We start from the raw sequence: 20,746 nt of genomic DNA, 5'->3' as shown, positions 1-20,746 counted from the left end.
TACGCGCGAAGCCACACCGATATAGTGTCGAGCGGGGATTCGTCCACGAGCGAGTTCGTAGAACGGAAAATTGCGTGGATCAGGAGCAACCGCAGCACGAGAAGATCAGGTTCAGGCGGGATGAAATCACCGACCTGGGCGCCTTGCCATCGGCTTGCCGCGTTCCGCCGCTCGGCCAGGCGGCGATCGGCCGCGGCTTTCGTATCCTATCGCGGCTGTTTGCCGGCGCCGTTGCGCTGGTGCTGCTGGCGGCGGTGGCTGTCTATCTCATCGGTGTCTCCGGAATAGGGGCCGACCGGCTGCGCGTCGAGGCGGAGGCCGCCATCGAGAAGCTTGCGGGCGTCGATGTCGATGTTGCGGTCGGGCCCGCCCGCATCACCCTCGACAGTTCGAGCTTCGTCGCGCTCCAGGTGAGCGACGTCAGCCTGAAGGCCAGCGACGGTAAACCCATGGCCGATGCGGGCAGGGTGCGTTTCGGCATCCGCCTGCTGCCGCTGCTTCGAGGCGAGGTGCGGCTGACCAGCGCCAGGATTTCCGATGCGCGCATCGTTACCGCGGCGATGCCGTCGGGCGGCGACTGGACGGCCGAGCTGCGCAATCGGGACGGGCTGATCGATCCCGAAAAACTGTCCGATGCGCTCTTTGCCAACATCAATCACGCTCTCGATGCGGTGCGCGAGGAATCGCTGCACCGTATCGATCTTCACAATGTGGCATTCGTTTTGCCCGACACCGAGGCGGTCAGGTTGATCACAGTCGCCGACGCGGTCGTCCTGCAGTCGGGGACAGGCGGCATGGAGTTCTCCTCGCAGGCAAATGTCGACGGCAAGGCGGTGACCGTCGCCGCATCCGCCAGCCGCGATGCCGAGACCCGGCGCGTGATATCGCTGGATGCCACCGTCGGCATCGCCGAAGACGGCGGCGAGAGCGGCGCCACGGCGTCCGGCGGCAAGTTGGGGGCGCTCAGCGTGACGCTCAAAGGGTCGCAAGGAGCCGGCGACACCGCGTCGCGGCTGACGGCTGCCCTGTCGTCCAGGGGATCGGTGCTTGATCTCGGCACGCGTGGCCTGCTGTCGGCCGATGTCGATCTCGGCGCCACGCTCGTCCGCGGCAGCAACAAGATCCAGGTGGACAGGCTGTTGCTGAAGACCGGCCGCTCGACCTTCGATTTCGCCGGCTCGATCGGGCCCAGGCCCGCGACCGGCGCCGCCGGAGAGGAGCCGGCCTACCGATACGATCTGACCAGTGACGGCTCGACACTGGCGCCTTCGGAATCGCCGGAGCCAGCGCTCACCTTCCTTGCCCGCATCGCCGGCGTCTACCAGACCAAAAGCCATAAATTGGTAGCCGATCAGATCGCGGTCCGGTCGGCCGCTTCCAGCGAGGTCCTTGGAACCGCGGCCGTGCAGTTCGTTGACGGCAAGGCTCCCGGCATCAATCTGGCGCTCAACGTGCACGACATGCCGGTCTCGCACGTCAAGCAGCTTTGGCCATGGTTTTCGGCGCGCAACGCGCGGCTCTGGGTATTGGACAATCTGTTCGGCGGCCGCGTCGTCGACGCCAATCTTCAATTCCAGGTGGTGCCTGATCGCCTCGGCAATGGCGTGCCGCTTTCCGCCGACGAGGTGTTCGGCCGCTTCCAGATCGAAGGATCGCGTTTCGACACGGCTGGCCGCATCCCGCCGATACGCGATGCTGTCGGTGTCGTCGCCTTCCACGGCAATGACGTCGATATCTCCCTGTCTTCCGGTACTGTCTTCATGCCCAGCGGCCGCACGGTGGCGGCCAGCAACGGCACGCTGACGGTCAAGGCGGCCAACCGCCCGCCGGTCGTCGGCGCGCTCGACATCGACGTTGCCGGCGAAGCGTCCGCGGTCGCTGAACTTGCCTCCTACGAGCCGATCAATGCCATGCGCCATGTCGGCTTCCTGCCCGAAGACCTGTCCGGCAGCGTCACCGGCCATGTCAGGGCCGATATTCCGCTGCAATCCGGCGTCGACAGCTCGAAGCTCGATTGGCTGGTATCGCTCGACTACAGCGGGCTTTCACTGGCCAAGCCGTTCGAAGGCCAGAGCGTCAAGGATGCCGACGGTTCCGTCACGGTCGACCCTGAAAAGGCTGTGATTTCCGCCAAGGCATCCCTGAACGGCATTCCGGCCGAACTCGACCTGATCGAGCCGCTGGAGGATGGCGGACCGGCACGCAGCCGCAAGGTGGCCCTGGTGCTCGACGACAAGATCCGCGCCGCCGCCATGCCGGGGCTGGCCCCGTTGCTGGGCGGAACCGTGAAAGTCGCGATCGACAAAAGCGGCGACGGCAACCAGAACGTCTCGGCCGACCTGACCAATGCCAGGCTCGACATTCCCTGGGCCGGATGGAGCAAGGGGGCAGGGGTCCCCGCAAGTGCTACATTCGTCATGACCACGTCCGGCGATACCACGACGCTGTCCGACTTCGACCTCGGCGGCAAGACATTTTCCGTCGACGGCAACATCGTGCTGGTCAACGGGGCCCTGTCGTCGGCAAAGTTCAGCAAAGTCGCGCTGAACCGGGGCGACGACGTGGCGGTATCCGTCAAGCGATCGGGCAGGGGCTATGCAGTCAACATCAGCGGCAACGCCCTGGATGCCCGCTCAGTGATCAAGCAGTTCACCTCCGACGTCGACACCGCGACCAAGACGACGGGCGCCGACGCGATTTCCGTCAGCGCCGACGTCGATCGGCTGACCGGTTTCCACGACGAGCAACTGTCCAACCTCAAGCTCGACTACAGCGCGGCCGGTTCGAAGGTGAACGGGCTGAAGGTCAGCGCCACTGCAAGTTCGGGAGCCGCCATAGCTATCAGCAACACGAGCAGCGCCGGCCGACGCTCGCTCAACGTACAGTCGGCGGACGCCGGTGCGATACTGAGATTCCTCAACATCTACGAGCACATGGAAGGTGGGGCGATTGCCCTGGCCTTGTCGGGAGCGGGCGACGGGCCGATGAAGGGCAAGGTGGACACGACGAACTTCTTCGTCGTCAACGAACCGAAGCTCGCATCCATCGTCTCGACCACACCCGCAGGCGACAGCCGCAGCCTTAATCAGGCGGTTAAGGGCAAGCTCGACACCTCGCGGGTACAGTTCGAACGCGGCTACGCCGAGATCGAGAAGGGCAGCGGCTATCTCAGGCTGGCCAACGGCGTGCTGCGCGGTCCCCGCATCGGCACGACGTTCCAGGGCACGCTCTATGACCAGAACAACAATATGGACATGACCGGCACCTTCATGCCGGTATACGGCCTCAACCGCATCTTCGGTGAACTGCCCATCGTCGGCGCGCTTTTGGGCAATGGCCGCGACCGCGGCCTGATCGGCGTGACCTACCGGCTCAAGGGCAACGCCAACAAGCCGCTGCTCGACATCAACCCGCTCTCGGTGATCGCGCCGGGGATATTCAGGTCGATCTTCGAGTACCGGTGAAGCGGCCTCAGATCGGCCGCACCAAAATGTGTTTTTTCCTGCCCAGTGAAAGCTTTACGACGTTTTCCGGACTCAAATCCTGAAGCGTCACCGTGCGACGGTCATCGCTGACAGGCTGATCATTGAGCCGCACCGCACCGCCTTGCACATGCCGCCGCGCTTCGCCGTTGGACGCCGCCAGCCCGGCGGTCACCAGCAGCGCCAGGATGCCGACGCCGGCTTCGAGCTTGGCGTTTTCAACCTCGACGCTCGGCAGCGTCTCGGCGAGGGCACCTTCCTCGAAGGTCTTGCGTGCGGTTTCGCTGGCCTGTTCGGCGGCGCCGCGACCATGGAGCAACGCGGTGATCTCCGTGGCGAGGATCTTTTTCGCCTCGTTGATCTCGGACCCGCCGAGCTTCTCCAGGCGCGCCACCTCGTCCAACGGCAGCGTCGTGTAGAGCTTCAGGAAGCGGCCGACATCGGCGTCCTCGGTGTTGCGCCAATACTGCCAGAATTCGTAGGGCGAGAGCATCTCGGCATCGAGCCAGACCGCGCCCGTGGCGGACTTGCCCATCTTGGCGCCCGACGAGGTGGTGAGCAGCGGCGTCGTCAGCGCATAAAGCTGCGCGTCCTCCATGCGGCGACCGAGATCGATGCCGTTGATGATATTCCCCCACTGGTCGGAGCCGCCCATCTGCAGACGGCAGCCGAGGCGCTTGTAGAGCTCGACGAAGTCGTAGGCCTGCAGGATCATGTAGTTGAATTCGAGGAAGGACAACGACTGCTCGCGGTCGAGCCGCAGCTTGACGGAATCGAACGCCAGCATGCGGTTGACCGAAAAGTGACGGCCGACGTCGCGCAGGAAATTGACGTAGTTGATCTCCATCAGCCAGTCGGCGTTGTTGACCATGATCGCGTCATTCGGGCCGCTGCCGAATTTGAGATACGGCATGAAATTGCGGCGGATGCCGGCGAGATTGTCATCGATGTCGCGCGGTGTCAGAAGCTTGCGCGCCTCGTCCTTGAAGGAAGGGTCGCCGATCATCGAGGTGCCGCCGCCCATCAGGGCGATCGGCCGATGGCCGGTCTGCTGCAGCCAGTGCAACATCATGATCTGGATCAGCGAGCCGGCGTGCAGGCTCTTGGCGGTCGCGTCGAAGCCGATATAGGCCGTCACCGTCTCCTTGGCGAAGAGATCGTCCAGCCCGGCATCATCCGAGGTCTGGTGGATGAAGCCGCGCTCGCTCATCGTGCGCAGGAAATCGGATTTGAAGGCAGGCATTTTTTCTTTCCCGAAAGCGTCCGCCCGTCCGGCGCGGGCGTATGTGAAAGCGCGCGTTTAGCACCCAAGCGCGATCAGCAAAAGTGGATTCCGGTTTTGCGCCCGATCGCACTTCGACCAGGGGCTTGGCAATCACTTGTTGTTGAAACGCCGCAAGCCGCCCCTCGGCGCGGATGCTTGCTTCATTGTTTGTGCTGGCGTAATGAGGCGCGCGCCAAAAGGTCCTTGCAGCCCACGACCTCAAGCGGCACCGCACGGCATCCACCCAATGCCATATCCGACGACAGAGCCCCACGCGACATGCCGGACGCATTGATATCCATCGTCATTCCTTGCAGGAACGAGGCGGCAAACCTGCCGCTGCTGATCGATGAGATCGAGGCGGCGATGACCGGGCGCGACTTCGAACTGATCATCGTCAACGACGGCTCGACCGACGAAACCACAGCCGTTCTCGCCAGGCAGGCAGCACTTCGCCCGTTTCCAGTCAGGGAATTGCGGCACGAGAAATCCGCCGGCCAGAGCCTCTCGGTACGCTCCGGCGCCTGGGCGGCGCGCGGAAGCATCGTCGCCACGATCGACGGCGATGGCCAGAACGATCCTCAGTACATTCCCATGCTGGTCGACGCCTTGCGGCGGGCCGGGCCCGGCTACGGCGCCGCGCAAGGGCAGCGCCTGAAGCGCCGCGACAGCAAGGTCAAGCAACTGGCATCGCGGTTCGCCAACTGGCTGAGAAACGCCATCCTGCATGACGAGACGCGCGACACAGGCTGCGGCCTGAAGGCGGTCCACACCGAGATCCTGCGCAAGCTGCCGTTCTTCGACGGCACCCATCGTTTCGTTCCGGCGCTGGTCATCCAGGAAGGATACCATGTCGTGCATTGCGACGTCGTCGACCGCTCCCGCCGCCACGGCAAGTCGAACTACGGAATTTTCGACCGTGGCCTGCAGGGCGTGCTCGATCTCTGCGGCGTCTGGTGGCTGCGCCGCAGGCGTCGCCGGATGCCAAAAGTAGAGGAAATCACCCATGGTTAACGTGCTTCAGGAACTGGTGACCTGGATCCACCGGGTCTTCATCGAACAGTTCAACGCGTGGATCCTGCTCGGCTTCGTCGCCCAGTTCTTTTTCACCATGCGCTTCGTCGTGCAGTGGCTCGCATCGGAAAAGGCCAAGCGAAGCGTCGTGCCGATCGCCTTCTGGTTCTTCTCGCTGTTCGGCGGAGGTCTGTTGCTGATTTATGCGATCAAGCGGCAGGACCCGGTGTTCATCGCCGGCCAGGGCATGGGCTTGTTCATCTACATCAGAAATCTCTGGCTGATCGCCAATGAACGCAAGGCGGCGATGACGAAGGTCGATTGAGCGGCTTTGCGCATCAGGGAAGAATGGTCGGAGAGGCTGGAATATGGCGCTGAACAGGAACTACATCCTTCTTTTCCTGTTCAGCCTGGTGATGACGGTGTCGGGACTTGCGTCCATGCCGCCGCTGGACCGTGACGAGCCGCGCTTCGTCCAGGCCACCAAGCAGATGGTCGAGAGCGGCGATTATGTCGACATCCGCTTTCAGGACGCTTCGCGCTACCAGAAGCCGATCGGCATCTATTGGCTGCAATCCGCGGCCGTGGCTCTGAGCGGCAAGGGCGCCGCCGCACCAATATGGGTCTACCGCCTGGTGTCGACGCTGGGCATCGCCCTGGCCGTTCTCGGCATCGCCTGGACGGGCACCAGGCTTTTCGGAGCCAGTGCCGGCATCGCCGCCGGCCTGGTGATGGCGGCGATCTTCGCCACCGCCTTCGAGGGCCGCGACGCCAAGACCGATGCGATGCTGCTGGCCTGCTGCGTGGCGGCGCAGGGCGCGCTGGCGCAGATTTACCTGGCATCGCGCCGCAACGAGCCCGTCGCCGGCCATCTGTGGTGGGTATTCTGGCTGGCGCAAGGGGCCGCGATCCTCATCAAGGGGCCGATCGCCCCACTGCTGTCGGCGCTCACCATCGCTGTCTTGTTTGCATTCGAACGCGACGGGCGCTGGCTGTCGAAGCTCAAGGTGGGGCGCGGCCTGCTGCTCGTCGTGCTGATCGTGTTGCCCTGGCTCGCCCTGATCACCTGGAAAAGCCACGGCGCCTTCCTCCAGCAGGCCGTCGGCAAGGATATGCTCGGCAAGGTCGCCCAGGGCGAGGAATCGCACGGCCTGCCGCCCGGCTTCTACATGTTGACCTATTCGCTGTTCATGTGGCCGTTCGGCCTGATCGCCGTCGGCGCCGGCCTGCAAGCCCTCAACCGGCTGCGCGACGATGTCAGGCTGCGCTTCTGCCTCGCTTGGTACATCCCCTTCTGGCTGGTATTCGAACTGATTCCGACCAAGCTGCCGCACTACGTGCTGCCGGCCTATCCCGGCATGGCGCTGCTGATCGGCTGGCTTTTGACATTGCAGCCGCAGGAAGCCAATGCGCCGCTCCGGCGTTGGCAGCAATGGTTGTGGTGGTCGACGGCCTTCGGCCTGGTCGTGGTCAGCTTTGGCCTGGCTGCGGTCTGCGTGGGCGCCCCGATCTATCTCACCCATACTTTCTCCTGGTGGAGCATTCCGGCGGCCGCATCAGCGCTCGGCGCCGGCTACCTGGCCTTCTCGCGACAGCTGCAAGTGCCGCTTGCCCGTATCGGCGCCGTCGCGGCTTGTGCGGGCATCACCTACGGGTTGCTGTTTGGTGTCATCGCCCCGTCCTTGAAGCCGATATGGCTGAGCCCGGCGATCAACCAGGCTGTGCGCGTCTACAAGCCTTGCGACACCTCGGTGCTGGCGTCGGCGCGGTATCACGAGCCGAGCCTTGTGTTCCTGGTGGGCACGAAAACGATACTGACCGACATCGATGGCGTGGCAAAGCATCTGCTTGCCGACCCCGCCTGCGCGCTGGGGCTAGCGCCGGTCGAGGATGAGCAGAAACTCAATGGATTGCTGGCGGGGCAAGGCAAGGCGGCGAGCCATCTTACGACGATCGACGGGCTCAACTTTTCATCGGGAGACAAAATGTCGCTCGGCCTCTACCGTATCGCCCAATGAGTTCGACAATGGGATCCGGTTTTCAATGCTGGTGAAACCGCGCCCTTCCGTATCCGTTGCGCCCGCTGCGGTGGTGCGTCGGTCCGTTGGCAATTTCCGCGACACGCTGCGGATCGTGAGAGGGCGCTTCGCCGCTCGTTCCGCCTCGTATCCCAAGGTCCTATGGCCGCTCTGGATCTCGGCCTGGATTTTGCTTACGGCAGCGGCGTTCGTCGGCCTCGACACGCCGGCGGGACTGCTGCACGGCCGGTGGTCGGCGGGCTTCGGCCGGCTCGCCGAGTTCCTGACACAGTTCGGCCTGGGCGGCTGGTATCTCATCCCGCCGGCACTCTTGCTCATAGGGGCCAATCTGACGGACTGGCGAAGCCTGTCGCGGCGGTCATTGATGCTCGTCTACAACTGGACCTGCCTGGCGTTCCTTGCACTGAGCGCCGTCGGTCTGTCCGGCCTGCTGGTCAATGTCCTGAAATATGCGGTCGGCCGGGCGCGTCCGCTCTATTTTCAGGATCTCGGCGTGCTCTCGCTGCGTCCCTTCGCCTTCGATGCGCGCTTTGCCGGTTTCCCGTCCGGTCACGCCACGACCATGGGGGCCGTGTTCGGCATCCTGCTGCTTTTGTTCCCGCGGCGCTGGTACATCGCCTTGCCGATCACGGCCTGCATCGCCTCGACGCGGGTCTTCGTCGGCGCGCATTATCCGAGTGATACCGTCGCCGGCTTTGGTCTTGGCTTTGCCTTCGCGCTGGTTTGCGGACTGGCCTTTGCCCGGCTCGGCTTCATCTTCAGCCCGACACGATCGGGATTGCCGGTGCGCAAGCAGACGTTTCGGCTGATCGGTCGAACAAGCCGAACGGCCGTCTGATCCATCGAGCCTGGGATTTAGTCGCCGTTCAGTCCGCCATAGGACCTTACCAGGTTCACCATGTCGGACGAATTGGCCGTCTCGCTTTCAAGCCCGTGCGCAACGCCTGCGCGATCCGCGACGGGACGGTTCTGGCTGACCTTCCATTTGCCATGGATTTCGGCGATCTCGATCTCCAGCCCGATGATGCCCTTGATCTGCGACTGGATGAACGGGGCAGGCGCATCCGTTACCGCCCATGGCGCCTCACGCGTGCCTTCCTGCGATGCCGTCAGGTCGGCGATCTGCCGCGCCAGCCAGTCCTGATCATCGATCACCTTCGCGGTGCCGCGTACCTGCACGATGGCATAGTTCCAGGTTGGCACCACCTTGCCGGTCTCGCGCTTGGTCTCGTACCAGGACGGCGTCACATAGGCGTCGCTGCCCTGGAAGACGATCAGCACCGTCGAGGCCGGATTGTCGGCGATAAGCCGCCATTGCGGATTGGCTTTGGCCAGATGTGCGCGCAACCTGCCATTTGGCCCGACATCGGCGTCGATCAGGAACGGAATGGCGTCGGCGACCGGCCCTTCGGGTCCGCTGGAAACCAAGAGGCCGAGCGGATGTGCCCGGATCAGCCCGTGCAGCACCTCCGGCCGTGTTTCCTGGAAATGAGGAGGCTGGTACATCGCGATCATCCGTCCTTTAGCGCAGCCGCTTCGGGCGCGGATCCGACAATTCGCCGGCCAGCCGGCGATCGAGATAATCCGCGCATTCCTCGATCAGCAGTTCGGCATCGTTGGCGAAGAAATGATTGGCGCCGGGCAATGTCTTCTGCGTGATGGTGATGCCCTTTTGCGTGTGCAGCTTGTCGACCAGGCCTTGCACGTCCTTCGGCGGCGCCACCTTGTCAGCGTCGCCATGGATGATGAGCCCCGAGGAGGGGCAGGGCGCCAGGAAGGAAAAGTCGTAGGTGTTGGGTTGCGGCGCGACCGAGATGAAGCCTTCGATCTCGGGCCGGCGCATCAAAAGCTGCATGCCGATCCACGAGCCGAACGAATAGCCGGCAACCCAGCAACTCTTGGAATCCGGATGCAGCGACTGCACCCAGTCGAGTGCGGCGGCCGCATCCGACAATTCGCCGGTGCCGTGATCGAATTCGCCCTGGCTGCGGCCGATGCCGCGGAAATTGAAGCGCAGCGTGGTGAAGTCGCGCTTCTGGAACATGTAGAAGAGGTCGTAGACGATTTTGTTGTTCATCGTCCCGCCGAATTGCGGGTGCGGATGCAAGACAATGGCAATCGGCGCGCTCTTTTCCTTCGAGGGCTGGTAGCGACCCTCCAGACGGCCGGCCGGACCGGTGAAAATGACCTCAGGCATGAAATACTCCAACTTGGGTAATAGAATGCGCGGCGCCCGGAGAACCTTCCTCTGGCCTTGACGCAGGGCGAGCGTCTTCATAGAAGCTAGTTTAGAATTGTTCAAAACTGGGTGGCCGGAACGCAATCGTCCGGCTGCCCGCGCCGCAAGCCGCGTAAATAGGACGGCTTGCCTTGGAATTTCAAGGAAATAACGCGATATCTCGGTGGAATGGCTTCTGACGGGACCAACTGGAAGAAAATGGCCGGAATGCGCGCCTATCTCGACTACAATGCCAGTGCGCCGCTGCTTGCAGCGGCACGCGAGGCTATGGTCGCGGCGCTCGATGTGGCCGCCAACCCATCATCGGTCCATGCCGAAGGGCGTGCGGCGCGTCGCCTGATCGAAACTGCAAGGCGTGATGTGGCGGAATTGGTGAAGGCCAAGGCTGGGCATGTCGTGTTCACGTCAGGCGCCACGGAAGCCGCCTCGACGCTGCTGACGCCCGATTGGCGGATGGGGCGCGGGATCATCCGCATGAGCCATCTCTACATCTGCGAAGCCGACCACCCCTGCCTGTTGAACGGCGGGTCCTTCCCGGCCTCGCAGGTGACGCGGATCGGCGTCGACGCCAATGGAATTGTCGACCTCGAAGCAATGGCAAACGCGCTTGCCGCGCACGATAAGGCCGCCGGCCTGCCGCTGGTGGCAATCCATGCCGCCAACAATGAGACTGGTGTCATCCAGCCGGTCGATCGTATCGCCGAAATCGTAAAGGCGGTCGACGGTGTCCTCGTCGTAGACGCGGTTCAGGCGGCAGGGCGCATTTCGATCGACATTTCGGCGGGTTACGCCGACTATCTGATACTGTCGTCGCACAAGATTGGCGGCCCCAAGGGCGTCGGCGCCATCGTCGCCGCTGCCGATCTGATGATGCCGAAGCCGCTCATCAACGGCGGTGGCCAGGAAAAGGGCCATCGCGGCGGCACCGAGAACCTGCCCGGCATTGCGGGATTTGGCGCGGCGGCGCGGGAGGCTCTCATCGGATTGGAGGCCATCGACGCCCTGCGTCGGCGTCGCGACGAGATCGAGGCCATCGTTAAAATGTTGATACCGGACGTGGAAATCTTCGGAACCGGCGCACCGAGGCTTGCCAACACGACATTCTTCGCTATTCCCGGCGTCAAGGCCGAGACTGTACAGATCGCCTTCGACCTGGCCGGTGTGGCGCTGTCGGCGGGTTCCGCCTGCTCGTCGGGTAAAGTCGGCCCGAGCCATGTGCTGAAGGCCATGGGTCACGGTGACAGTCCGGGTGCGTTGCGCGTGTCGATCGGCGCGGCGACCGGCGCGCAGGAGGTCGAGGCGTTCCGCCTGGCGTTGGCAGAAATCGCCGCACGTCGGGTGGGCAAGGAGAAGGCCGCGTAGCGGTTGGACGAATTTGGGCCTTTCGGCCTGGTAGAGCCGTGCGTTTCATGCTGGCCGGGTGAATTTCCGGCCGAGGCGCACTATATGAAACTTACGCCGCCGCGGGTGCTCCTTGGGTGCTCATCCGGCGGTGCCATAGTTTGAAAACTGTCGGGCCTTGACCCCGGCGTGGATGGAGAACGCATATGCCTGCTGTGCAGGACACGATCGATCGGGTCCGAAAGATCGACGTCGACCAATACAAATACGGGTTCCAGACCGAAATCGCTGTCGACAAGGCCCCCAAGGGCCTGAGCGAAGACATCATCCGTTTCATTTCGGCGAAGAAGGACGAACCGTCCTGGATGCTGGAATGGCGTCTGGAAGCCTATCGGCGCTGGCTGACGCTGGAAGAGCCGACCTGGGCGCGCGTCAACTATCCCAAGATCGATTTCCAGGACATCTATTACTACGCGGCGCCGAAGAGCACGCCCGGACCGAGCTCGCTCAGCGACGTCGATCCGGAGATCTTGAAGGTCTACGAGAAACTCGGCATTCCGCTGAAGGAGCAGGAGATCCTGGCCGGCGTGCAGAAGACCGATGCGTCCGAGCTCGAGGAAGCCAGCGACAATGTCTACAAGTCCGGCCGCGTCGCCGTCGACGCCGTGTTCGATTCGGTATCCGTCGTCACCACGTTCAAGAAGGAACTGGCGCAGGCGGGCGTCATCTTCTGCTCGATCTCGGAAGCCATCCGCGAGCATCCGGAACTGGTGAAGAAATATCTCGGCTCGGTCGTGCCGACGTCGGATAATTTTTATGCGACGCTGAATTCGGCCGTCTTCACCGACGGCTCGTTTGTCTTCGTGCCCAAGGGCGTTCGCTGCCCGATGGAATTGTCGACCTATTTCCGCATGAACGAGAAGAACACTGGCCAGTTCGAGCGCACGCTGATCATCGCCGAGGAGGGGGCCTACGTCTCCTATCTCGAAGGCTGCACGGCGCCGCAGCGCGACGAGAACCAGCTCCATGCGGCGGTCGTCGAACTGGTGGCGCTAGACGATGCCGAGATCAAATATTCGACGGTGCAGAACTGGTACCCCGGCGACGCCGAGGGCAAGGGCGGCATCTATAACTTCGTTACCAAACGCGGCGATTGCCGTGGCCACCGCTCGAAGATCTCGTGGACGCAGGTCGAGACCGGCTCGGCGATCACGTGGAAATACCCGAGCTGCATCCTGCGCGGCGACGATTCCAGCGGCGAGTTCTATTCGATCGCCGTGTCGAACGGCTACCAACAGGTCGACAGCGGCACCAAGATGATCCATCTCGGCAAGAACACGTCGAGCCGCATCATCTCCAAGGGCATCGCCGCCGGTTTTTCGCAGAACACTTATCGCGGCCAGGTTTCGGCGCATCGCAAGGCGACCAATGCGCGCAACTTCACCAATTGCGACTCGCTGCTGATCGGCGACCAGTGCGGCGCCCACACGGTTCCCTACATGGAAGCCAAGAACGCGACGGCTCAGTTCGAGCATGAGGCGACGACGTCGAAGATTTCCGAGGACCAGAAGTTCTACGTCATGCAGCGCGGCATTCCGGAGGAGGAAGCGATCGCGCTGATCGTGAATGGCTTCGTCAAGGACGTCATCCAGCAGCTGCCGATGGAATTCGCCGTCGAGGCACAGAAGTTGATCGGGATTTCGCTCGAGGGCTCGGTCGGCTGACCGGACAGATATTCAGGAAACAAAAGAATGCTTGAGATCAAGAACCTGCATGCCCGCATCGTCGATGACGGCACCGAAATCATCCGCGGCCTGAACCTCTCGGTGAGAGCCGGCGAGGTCGCGGCCATCATGGGGCCGAATGGCTCGGGCAAGTCGACGCTGTCCTACATTCTCGCCGGCCGCGAGGACTACGAGGTCACCGAGGGCGATATCCTCTACAACGGCCAATCGATCCTCGAAATGGATCCGGCCGAGCGCGCGACGTCGGGGATTTTCCTGGCCTTCCAGTATCCGATGGAGATACCGGGCGTGGCGACTATGGAGTTCCTGAAGGTTGCCATGAACGAGCAGCGCAAGGCGCGCGGCGAGGAGCCGCTGAAGATCCCCGAATTCCTGAAGCGGGTGAAGGAAGCCGCCGGCTCGCTCAACATGGACATGAACATGCTGAAGCGGCCGCTCAATGTCGGCTTCTCCGGCGGTGAGAAGAAGCGCGCCGAGATCCTGCAGATGAAGCTTTTGGAGCCAAAGCTCTGCGTGCTTGACGAGACCGATTCCGGGCTCGACATCGATGCGCTCAAGATCGTTTCCGATGGCGTCAACGCGTTGCGCTCGCCCGAGCGCGCCATTGTCGTCATCACGCACTATCAGCGGCTGCTCGAACACATCGTGCCCGACACCGTGCACGTGCTCTACAGGGGCCAGGTCATCAAGTCCGGCGACAAGTCGCTGGCGCTCGACCTCGAGGCCAATGGCTATGCCGGCGTGATCGGTGAAGCCGCGTGAGATGCCAGAAGGCAAGGTCAAACTGATGAACATGCACACACAACCCCAGCGGACACCGGCCGAAACAGCGTTGATCGACGCTTTCGGCGAACGGTTGTCGCTGCTGCCGGGCGACGGCGCGGTGATGTTGAAGCGCGACGACGCCATCGAGGCGGTGAAGCACGGACTGCCGACCCGGCGTATCGAATCCTGGCACTACACCGACCTGCGCCGGCTGCTGAATGCGGTGCCGGACTTCGACCCGACGGCCGTGGTCAAAGCCATCGCGCCAGTCGTTGAAGGTTCCACCGTGTTGCCGCTTCTCAACGGCGTGTCGAGCGCCAAAACGCCCGCAATCGAAGGCGTCAGCGTCCAGTGCCTGTCGGAGAAACTGACCGACGGCAGCATCGCGCCTGGGCTCGATCCCTACGGCAGCGACGATGCCATCGGGGCGTTGAACACGGCTTTCGTCGCCGACGGTTATTTCGTCGACATCGCCGATGGCACCCAAATGGAAAAGCCGATCGAATTGCAAAACCTGCAGGCCGGCGGCCAGACGCATATACGCCTGGCCGTGCGCGCCGGCGCCGACGCCAAGGCTGTGATCGTCGAACGCCAGGCCGGCGAGGGCGCGGCCCTTGTCAGCTCGGTCAGCCAGCTCGTGCTCGGCGAAGGCGCCGAGGTGACGTGGCTGATCATCCAGGAGCAGCCGGACACGGCAACGCATCTGGCGCAGTTCAAGGCTCATATCGGCAAGAATGCGAAGCTGACGCTGTTCGTCATGAACGCCGGCGGCAAGCTCGTGCGCCAGGAGGTCGTGGTGAAGACGACGGGCGAGGGCGCTGACTTCCAATTGCGCGGCATCAACCTGCTGGCCGGCGACGCCCACACGGACACCACCATGGTGCTCGATCATGCGGTGCCGCACACCACGTCGACGGAAGTGATCCGCAATGTCGTGACCGGCAAGGCCCGTGGCGTCTTCCAGGGCCGCATCAACGTCCATCAATACGCGCAGAAGACCAACGCCAAAATGGCTTGCAACACGCTGCTTCTGTCGGACGACGGCGAGTTCTCGACCAAGCCGGAACTCGAAATCTTCGCCGACGACGTGGTCTGCGGTCATGGCGCCACCGTCACCGAGATCGACCACAACCATCTGTTTTACCTGATGGCGCGCGGCATCGACGAGAAGAGCGCCCGTGGTCTGCTGGTGAAGGCCTTCATCGCCGAGGTGATCGAGGAACTGGACGACGAGGTGATCGTCGAGGCCCTGGAGACCAGGCTCGACGGCTGGTTTGCGGCGCATGGATGAGTGGATAGGGCTCGCTCCGGCGAACACCCCTGATCCGGCCGCTTCGCGGCCACCTTCTCCCACAAGGGGAGAAGGAAGAGCGCCTGACCTTCTCCCCTTGTGGGAGAAGGTGGATCGGCGCGAAGCGCCGAGACGGATGAGAGGCGTTGCACGGAATGAGGCGGTGCCTCAAGAGAGCTTATGATGGACCAGAAAGTCGAAACCTACGACGTCGAGGCGATCCGCCGCGATTTCCCGATTCTGTCACGCGAAGTCTACGGCAAACCTCTCGTCTATCTCGACAATGGCGCCTCGGCGCAGAAGCCGCAGGCGGTGCTCGACGCGGTCCAGCACGCCTATGCCCAGGAATACGCCAACGTCCATCGCGGCCTGCACTTCCTGTCCAATGCAGCGACCGACGCCTATGAGAAGGCGCGGGAGACGGTTCGCCGCTTCCTCAATGCGCCGAGCACCGACAATATCGTCTTCACCTCGAACACGACATCGGCGATCAACACGGTCGCCTATGGCTATGGCATGCCCAATATCGGCGAGGGCGACGAGATCGTGCTGTCGATCATGGAGCACCACTCCAACATCGTGCCATGGCATTTCATCCGCGAGCGGCAGGGCGCCAAACTGGTCTGGGTGCCGGTCGACGATCTCGGCGTCTTCCACATCGAGGAATTCGAGAAGCGGCTGACAGACCGGACGAAGCTGGTCGCCATCACGCAGATGTCGAACGCGCTGGGCACGGTGACGCCGATCAAGGAGATCGTGCGCATCGCGCATTCGCGCGGCATTCCCGTGCTCGTCGACGGCAGCCAGAGCGCCGTCCATATGCCCATCGACGTGCAGGACCTCGACTGCGATTTCTTCGTCTTCACCGGCCACAAGGTCTACGGTCCCTCGGGCATCGGTGTACTCTACGGCAAGAAGGACATCTTGCAGCGCATGCGTCCGTTCATGGGTGGCGGCGAGATGATCGAGGAGGTGACCGAAGACATCGTCACCTACAACGACCCGCCACACCGCTTCGAGGCCGGTACGCCGCCGATCGTCCAGGCGATCGGGCTGGGCGCCGCGCTCGATTACATGGAAAAGATCGGCCGCGAGCGCATCGCCGCGCACGAGGCCGATTTGAAGGACTATGCGCACGAGCGGCTGCGCGCCATCAACTCGCTGCGCATCTTCGGCGATGCGCCCGGCAAGGGGGCCATCATCTCGTTCGAGCTGCAAGGCATTCATGCCCATGACGTGTCGATGGTGATCGACCGGCAAGGCGTGGCTGTGCGCGCGGGCACCCATTGCGCCCAGCCCCTGTTGAAACGCTTCGGCGTAACCTCCACATGCAGGGCGTCGTTCGGCATGTATAATACGCGAGCCGAAGTCGATGCTTTGGCTGATGCGCTGGAAAAAGCACGCAAGTTTTTCGGGTGACGATAATGGAAGATGCCAGCACAGCCACCGATGCTGTTCCCGACGCGGCCGCCAATGCGGTGGTTTCCGCGTCCGCCATTCCCGCCGACGAACTGGCGCGGCTGACCGACGACATCGTTTCGGCGCTGAAGACGGTCTACGACCCGGAAATCCCGGCCGATATCTACGAGCTTGGCCTCGTCTACAAGATCGACATCGAGGACGACCGCTCAGTCAAGATCGACATGACGCTGACCGCGCCCGGCTGCCCGGTGGCCGGCGAGATGCCGGGCTGGGTTGAGAACGCCGTCGGCGCCGTCGAAGGCGTGTCGGGCGTCGAGGTCAACATGACATTCGACCCGCCCTGGTCGCCCGATCGCATGTCGGAAGAGGCGCAGGTGGCGGTGGGCTGGTACTGACGTCGAGTCCGGCACACTTGCGCCAGTGGCAAAACTTCACCATTTTAGGTGAGGAATCATTCGGCAGGCCTTGAACCTGCATGGAATGGAGAAGGAAAAAGATGGGACGCTTTGCCGTCATCACGATGACCGAAAAGGCCGCCGACCGGGTGCGCGAGATCGTTGCCACGCGTGAGAATGCGCATGGCATTCGCCTCGGTATCAAGAAGGGCGGTTGCGCCGGCATGGAATACACGGTCGACCTGGTGACCGAACCCAATACCAAGGAAGACCACATCGAGCGCGACGGCGCCCATGTCTATGTCGCGCCGGAAGCAGCACTTTTCCTGTTCGGCACCGAGATGGATTTCGAGCAGACGACGCTGCGCACCGGCTTCACCTTCCGCAACCCGAACCAGAGCTCGGCCTGCGGCTGCGGCGAATCCGTCGAACTGAAGCCGGCCGACCTCAAGGCGCTGGCAGAAGCACGCGCCTCCGCCTGACCTTCCTTCGTCCCGTTTACGGGGAGAAGGTGTCCCCCAGGGCCGGATGAGGGGCAGCGATAGCCCCGCTGCCGGCGTTCGTCATTCGAAAAGCCGCGCAATTGGCTTCCCGCCTGGTGCGCAGACCACTCCTCACCTCCCTTAGAACGCAGCGAAGACACTCACTCCACCCACGTCCCGGTCCGCTTATGCCAGTCGGCGATCGATTCCTCGGGATAGACGTCGAACACCTTGTCGCTCGGCCCGACATCGGGCTCGACCCAGTTGGCCTTGTATTTCAGCATCAGATGCACCTTGCTCGGCGGTTTCGGCAGGTCGCTGTCGATCGCCGAGGCGAAGGGATGGACGAGTTCCGGCCAGGTCGGGTCGTAGAGCCACAGCGCCGATCCGCATTTGCGGCAGAAATTGCGCTCTCCGGTCGAGATCTCGCAATGCGGATGTTCGTCGTCCTCGATCTCGGCCCGATAGACGCCGAGGCTCCTCTTGCCGCGGATGGTCATCGTCTCGTAGTTGGCGCCGAGATTGATGGCAAAACCGCCGCCGCCCTGCTGCTTGCGGCAGATCGAGCAGTAGCACAGCATGAACGGCACGGGCGTGTGGCTTTCCACCTCGAAACGAACGGCATTGCAGCGGCAGGAGCCTTTGAGCAGGACAGGCATGGCGGGAAACTCCGATCGGCCATCCTTCAACCTGTCAGCATGGTTTTGGTTGCGCCGATGACAAGGCCGAATCGCGGTGACATGATCCGCGCATGGACAATGAACGCATAGAAGAACTCTTCCAGAGCCTGGGCCCGGTCAGCATCCGCAAACTGTTCGGCGGCAAGGGCATCTATGCCGACGGCGTCATCGTCGCCATCGTGTTGCGCGGCGAATTGATGCTGAAAGCGGACGAGCAAAGCGCGCCCGACTTCGAGGCCGCCGGCTGCGCGCAGTGGACCTACACCGGGTCTCGCCACGGCAAGCTGGTGGCGATGCCCTATTGGAGTATTCCCGATAGTGCCTTCGACGACCCCGACGAGATGGCGGTATGGGCGCGGCGGGCCTATGAGGCGGGGCGGCGGGCGGGAAAATAACGCTAGGACCTCGGGGCGATGAGGCAGTGCAGACTTTTTCGGAGACGTCCAGCAGGACAGAGGAGGGCGTGACGGAACTCGGTGGTCGCGAGTAGCCGTGGTGCCGCCGCTCGTATTTCCGGCGTCCTACAGCGCCCCGGCAATTCGCGCTGCCAGCCGAGCATTGTTTTCGACCAGCGCGATGTTGGTCTTCAGGCTCCGGCCGCCGGTGAGTTCGAGGATTTTGGAGAGCAGGAACGGCGTCACCGCCTTGCCGGTAACGTTGAGCGCCTCGGCGGCCTTCTGGGCGGCCTCGATGTAGCCGGCCATCTCGCCGGCCGGGATTTCGTGATCCTCCGGCACCGGATTGGCGATCAGCATGCCGCCGCTCAGGCCCAGCGCCTGTCGCGTCTTGTAAAAATGCGCGATCTCTTCCGGCGCGTGCAAGGTCAGCGGCGCGCGGAACGGCGACTGCCGCGACCAGAAGGCCGGCATGGTCTCGCAGCCATGGCCGATCACGGGCACGCCGCGGGTCTCCAGCACCTCCAGCGTCTTTTCGATGTCGAGGATGGCCTTGGCCCCAGCCGAGACGACGATGACGGGCGTGCGCGCCAGCTCATCGAGGTCGGCGGAAATGTCGAAGCTTTTTTCGGCGCCCTTGTGCACGCCGCCGATGCCGCCGGTGGCGAACACCTTTATCCCAACCATATGCGCGGCGATCATTGTGGCGGCAACCGTGGTGCCGCCGGTGCGCCCTTGCGCGACGGCGAAGCCGAGATCTGCGCGCGAGAGCTTCATGGCGTCGCCGGTCATGGCGAGCGATTCGCGTTCTCCGTCGGAGAGGCCGATCTTGATGCGGCCCGCCACCACGGCGATCGTCGCCGGCACCGCGCCGCCGTCCGCAATGATCCTTTCCACGTCGGCCGCCATGGCGCCATTGTCGGGGTAGGGCATGCCATGGGTTATGATGGTGCTTTCCAGCGCAACCACGGGCTTCCCGGCGGCCAAGGCTTGCGCCACCGGCGCGTGGACATCGATGAAGGGGCGGGCGGTGTCTGGGGTCATCTGGATCTCCAATCCGAAGTGCGGCGCATCCTTTCGGATGCCGGTCTCATGCCATTTCCTGCTCTTCGGGCACAAGAGCCAGCGCTTGCGCGAAAGTCGTCGTGGTGAAATCGGGAACGGCGCCCGCGCTTTCAATAGCCAGCGTCGCGGCGGCGACGCCCTCCCGCAGCGCCGCGCGCAAGGGCATGCCGCGCAGTAGGGCGGCGACCGTCGCGCCGGCAAGCGCATCGCCGGCGCCGGTGACGTCCACGACCTTTCTTGGAGGGGGCGGGACGACGGCAAAGCTGCCGTCGCGGTCGAAGCCTAGCACCGGGCCGCCGCCCGCCGTGACCACCGCGCTGTCGAGGCCGGCGCTTCTCAGCCCGTCGAGGACAGTTTTTTGAGAGGCGGCATCGTCAAGCCCGGCAAGCGCCACCGCCTCGCGCCTGTTCATGAAGGCGACGGCCAGGCCGCCGAGCACTGGTGTCAAGCGCACGACCTTGGCCGGTGAAATGGCAATGGCGAACACGGGCTTGCCGGCGGCAAGCGATACCAGCCGCTCCAGAGCCGCCGATGGCAGATTGGCGTCGCAAAGGACGGCATCTGCGGCGGCGATCTCCTCCCTCACCCTGGAGCGGCGGATCTGCTTTGCAAATGCCAGCTCATAAAGCGCCATGTCGGCAAAGCCGACGAGCAGTTCGCCCTCGCGGTCGATCAGCGCCGTATAGCTCGGCGTCGTGCGGTCGAGGAACACCGCGGACAGGTCGGCAATGCCTGCTTCGGCGATGGCGCGCGAAACCGTGTCGGCGGCGGCATCGCCGCCGCGCACCGACAGCAACGAGCCCGAGACGCCTCGCCGCACCGTGCTGCGCAAAGCGTTGAAGACGCCGCCGCCGACATCCTCGCGCATCGTGCCCGGGTTGGAGGCAGCCGGCACGTAAGCGCCGGACACCTGGCCGCGCCTGTCGATATGGGCGCCGCCCACCGCCAGAACTCTTGGAGATCTCACCATGCGCCGATATGACCTTTGTTGGCGGTCACGCACAAGCGCCATGCTATGCGACGGAGCTTCGCAGGCAACAACCAGCGATTCGTGAGGCCGGCACGGCGAACCAGCCTGGCCTAATATTCGGACCATGTTGGAGCCGAATCCTGAGACAAAAAAAGAA

At 63.4% G+C, this 20,746-nt stretch carries 19 protein-coding genes; 13 read left to right on the top strand and 6 right to left on the bottom strand.

Annotated features, from left to right (window positions below):
• The first annotated feature begins 74 nt into the window (after positions 1-74).
• On the top strand, positions 75-3,464 hold the full coding sequence (locus tag FJ949_RS05390; protein ID WP_140493895.1) for a DUF3971 domain-containing protein: 3,390 nt from the start codon (positions 75-77) through the stop codon (positions 3,462-3,464).
• Between the two features lie 7 nt (positions 3,465-3,471).
• Here FJ949_RS05390 and tyrS read toward each other — a convergent pair whose 3' ends face one another.
• A complete protein-coding gene (gene tyrS / locus FJ949_RS05385; protein WP_140493893.1) occupies positions 3,472-4,725 on the bottom strand; it encodes a tyrosine--tRNA ligase in 1,254 nt (417 codons plus the stop codon).
• A 300-nt stretch (positions 4,726-5,025) separates the two neighbouring features.
• Between tyrS and FJ949_RS05380 the strand changes: the two genes are divergently transcribed.
• The 4 genes from FJ949_RS05380 to FJ949_RS05365 are packed head-to-tail and all read left to right on the top strand — an operon-like array spanning position 5,026 to position 8,637.
• On the top strand, positions 5,026-5,760 hold the full coding sequence (locus FJ949_RS05380) for a glycosyltransferase family 2 protein (protein WP_140493891.1): 735 nt from the start codon (positions 5,026-5,028) through the stop codon (positions 5,758-5,760).
• Positions 5,753-6,085 carry a lipid-A-disaccharide synthase N-terminal domain-containing protein gene (locus FJ949_RS05375; RefSeq protein ID WP_140493889.1) on the top strand — a complete coding sequence of 111 codons (333 nt, stop codon included), beginning with the start codon at positions 5,753-5,755 and terminating at the stop codon, positions 6,083-6,085. Before FJ949_RS05380 ends, FJ949_RS05375 begins: the two co-directional genes overlap by 8 nt.
• Positions 6,086-6,128: 43 nt before the next feature.
• Entirely contained in the window at positions 6,129-7,778 is a 1,650-nt protein-coding gene (locus tag FJ949_RS05370) for a glycosyltransferase family 39 protein (RefSeq protein WP_181172164.1), read from the top strand.
• A gap of 25 nt (positions 7,779-7,803) precedes the next feature.
• Positions 7,804-8,637 (top strand): phosphatase PAP2 family protein, encoded by an 834-nt coding sequence (locus FJ949_RS05365; protein WP_140493887.1) that lies wholly within the window; start codon positions 7,804-7,806, stop codon positions 8,635-8,637.
• A 17-nt stretch (positions 8,638-8,654) separates the two neighbouring features.
• Here FJ949_RS05365 and FJ949_RS05360 read toward each other — a convergent pair whose 3' ends face one another.
• A complete protein-coding gene (locus FJ949_RS05360) occupies positions 8,655-9,305 on the bottom strand; it encodes an FMN-binding negative transcriptional regulator (protein WP_140493885.1) in 651 nt (216 codons plus the stop codon).
• 16 nt (positions 9,306-9,321) lie between these two features.
• Positions 9,322-9,996 (bottom strand): alpha/beta hydrolase, encoded by a 675-nt coding sequence (locus tag FJ949_RS05355; protein WP_140493883.1) that lies wholly within the window; start codon positions 9,994-9,996, stop codon positions 9,322-9,324.
• Between the two features lie 240 nt (positions 9,997-10,236).
• Between FJ949_RS05355 and FJ949_RS05350 the strand changes: the two genes are divergently transcribed.
• The 7 genes from FJ949_RS05350 to sufA all read left to right on the top strand — a co-directional run bounded on the left by FJ949_RS05350 (position 10,237) and on the right by sufA (position 17,479).
• A complete protein-coding gene (locus FJ949_RS05350; RefSeq protein ID WP_140493881.1) occupies positions 10,237-11,400 on the top strand; it encodes a cysteine desulfurase family protein in 1,164 nt (387 codons plus the stop codon).
• A 185-nt stretch (positions 11,401-11,585) separates the two neighbouring features.
• Positions 11,586-13,103, top strand: coding sequence for a Fe-S cluster assembly protein SufB (sufB, locus tag FJ949_RS05345; protein WP_140493879.1), 1,518 nt, complete (start codon positions 11,586-11,588; stop codon positions 13,101-13,103).
• Positions 13,104-13,130: 27 nt separating this feature from the next.
• Positions 13,131-13,886: a Fe-S cluster assembly ATPase SufC gene (gene sufC / locus FJ949_RS05340; RefSeq protein WP_140493877.1), complete on the top strand. Its 756-nt coding sequence runs from the start codon at positions 13,131-13,133 to the stop codon at positions 13,884-13,886.
• A 25-nt stretch (positions 13,887-13,911) separates the two neighbouring features.
• Positions 13,912-15,180: a Fe-S cluster assembly protein SufD gene (gene sufD / locus FJ949_RS05335; protein WP_140493875.1), complete on the top strand. Its 1,269-nt coding sequence runs from the start codon at positions 13,912-13,914 to the stop codon at positions 15,178-15,180.
• A gap of 183 nt (positions 15,181-15,363) precedes the next feature.
• Positions 15,364-16,599 carry a cysteine desulfurase gene (locus tag FJ949_RS05330; protein ID WP_140494998.1) on the top strand — a complete coding sequence of 412 codons (1,236 nt, stop codon included), beginning with the start codon at positions 15,364-15,366 and terminating at the stop codon, positions 16,597-16,599.
• Positions 16,600-16,604: 5 nt separating this feature from the next.
• Entirely contained in the window at positions 16,605-16,997 is a 393-nt protein-coding gene (locus FJ949_RS05325; protein ID WP_140493873.1) for an SUF system Fe-S cluster assembly protein, read from the top strand.
• Positions 16,998-17,098: 101 nt separating this feature from the next.
• Positions 17,099-17,479 (top strand): Fe-S cluster assembly scaffold SufA, encoded by a 381-nt coding sequence (gene sufA / locus FJ949_RS05320; RefSeq protein ID WP_140493871.1) that lies wholly within the window; start codon positions 17,099-17,101, stop codon positions 17,477-17,479.
• Between the two features lie 161 nt (positions 17,480-17,640).
• On the opposite strand, the gene FJ949_RS05315 is transcribed toward sufA, so the two are convergent.
• On the bottom strand, positions 17,641-18,138 hold the full coding sequence (locus tag FJ949_RS05315; RefSeq protein ID WP_140493869.1) for a GFA family protein: 498 nt from the start codon (positions 18,136-18,138) through the stop codon (positions 17,641-17,643).
• A 92-nt stretch (positions 18,139-18,230) separates the two neighbouring features.
• Between FJ949_RS05315 and FJ949_RS05310 the strand changes: the two genes are divergently transcribed.
• Positions 18,231-18,554, top strand: a complete 324-nt coding sequence (locus FJ949_RS05310; protein ID WP_140493867.1) for a TfoX/Sxy family protein — start codon at positions 18,231-18,233, stop codon at positions 18,552-18,554.
• Between the two features lie 126 nt (positions 18,555-18,680).
• On the opposite strand, the gene FJ949_RS05305 is transcribed toward FJ949_RS05310, so the two are convergent.
• Positions 18,681-19,598, bottom strand: a complete 918-nt coding sequence (locus FJ949_RS05305) for a pseudouridine-5'-phosphate glycosidase (protein ID WP_140493865.1) — start codon at positions 19,596-19,598, stop codon at positions 18,681-18,683.
• A gap of 46 nt (positions 19,599-19,644) precedes the next feature.
• Complete coding sequence (locus FJ949_RS05300) at positions 19,645-20,589, bottom strand: carbohydrate kinase family protein (RefSeq protein ID WP_140493863.1); 945 nt, start codon at positions 20,587-20,589, stop codon at positions 19,645-19,647.
• Positions 20,590-20,746: the final 157 nt, after the last annotated feature.

Origin of the sequence: Mesorhizobium sp. B2-4-1 (assembly GCF_006442185.1) — a bacterium.
Taxonomy (GTDB): Bacteria; Pseudomonadota; Alphaproteobacteria; order Rhizobiales; family Rhizobiaceae; genus Mesorhizobium.
Note: the sequence above shows the minus strand (reverse complement) of the source record. Positions and strands in the feature narration are given on the sequence as shown.

What these genes read in the sequence shown, in the direction of transcription:
- FJ949_RS05370 (WP_181172164.1), top strand. Translation starts at nt 6,129, where the DNA reads ATGGCGCTGAACAGGAACTACATCCTTCTTTTCCTGTTCAGCCTGGTG.
- sufD (WP_140493875.1), top strand. Translation starts at nt 13,912, where the DNA reads ATGAACATGCACACACAACCCCAGCGGACACCGGCCGAAACAGCGTTG.
- FJ949_RS05350 (WP_140493881.1), top strand. Translation starts at nt 10,237, where the DNA reads ATGGCCGGAATGCGCGCCTATCTCGACTACAATGCCAGTGCGCCGCTG.
- FJ949_RS05315 (WP_140493869.1), bottom strand. Translation starts at nt 18,138, where the DNA reads ATGCCTGTCCTGCTCAAAGGCTCCTGCCGCTGCAATGCCGTTCGTTTC.
- FJ949_RS05375 (WP_140493889.1), top strand. Translation starts at nt 5,753, where the DNA reads ATGGTTAACGTGCTTCAGGAACTGGTGACCTGGATCCACCGGGTCTTC.
- FJ949_RS05300 (WP_140493863.1), bottom strand. Translation starts at nt 20,589, where the DNA reads ATGGTGAGATCTCCAAGAGTTCTGGCGGTGGGCGGCGCCCATATCGAC.
- sufC (WP_140493877.1), top strand. Translation starts at nt 13,131, where the DNA reads ATGCTTGAGATCAAGAACCTGCATGCCCGCATCGTCGATGACGGCACC.
- sufB (WP_140493879.1), top strand. Translation starts at nt 11,586, where the DNA reads ATGCCTGCTGTGCAGGACACGATCGATCGGGTCCGAAAGATCGACGTC.
- FJ949_RS05360 (WP_140493885.1), bottom strand. Translation starts at nt 9,305, where the DNA reads ATGTACCAGCCTCCTCATTTCCAGGAAACACGGCCGGAGGTGCTGCAC.
- FJ949_RS05330 (WP_140494998.1), top strand. Translation starts at nt 15,364, where the DNA reads ATGGACCAGAAAGTCGAAACCTACGACGTCGAGGCGATCCGCCGCGAT.
- FJ949_RS05365 (WP_140493887.1), top strand. Translation starts at nt 7,804, where the DNA reads ATGCTGGTGAAACCGCGCCCTTCCGTATCCGTTGCGCCCGCTGCGGTG.
- FJ949_RS05325 (WP_140493873.1), top strand. Translation starts at nt 16,605, where the DNA reads ATGGAAGATGCCAGCACAGCCACCGATGCTGTTCCCGACGCGGCCGCC.
- FJ949_RS05310 (WP_140493867.1), top strand. Translation starts at nt 18,231, where the DNA reads ATGGACAATGAACGCATAGAAGAACTCTTCCAGAGCCTGGGCCCGGTC.
- tyrS (WP_140493893.1), bottom strand. Translation starts at nt 4,725, where the DNA reads ATGCCTGCCTTCAAATCCGATTTCCTGCGCACGATGAGCGAGCGCGGC.
- FJ949_RS05355 (WP_140493883.1), bottom strand. Translation starts at nt 9,996, where the DNA reads ATGCCTGAGGTCATTTTCACCGGTCCGGCCGGCCGTCTGGAGGGTCGC.
- sufA (WP_140493871.1), top strand. Translation starts at nt 17,099, where the DNA reads ATGGGACGCTTTGCCGTCATCACGATGACCGAAAAGGCCGCCGACCGG.
- FJ949_RS05305 (WP_140493865.1), bottom strand. Translation starts at nt 19,598, where the DNA reads ATGACCCCAGACACCGCCCGCCCCTTCATCGATGTCCACGCGCCGGTG.
- FJ949_RS05380 (WP_140493891.1), top strand. Translation starts at nt 5,026, where the DNA reads ATGCCGGACGCATTGATATCCATCGTCATTCCTTGCAGGAACGAGGCG.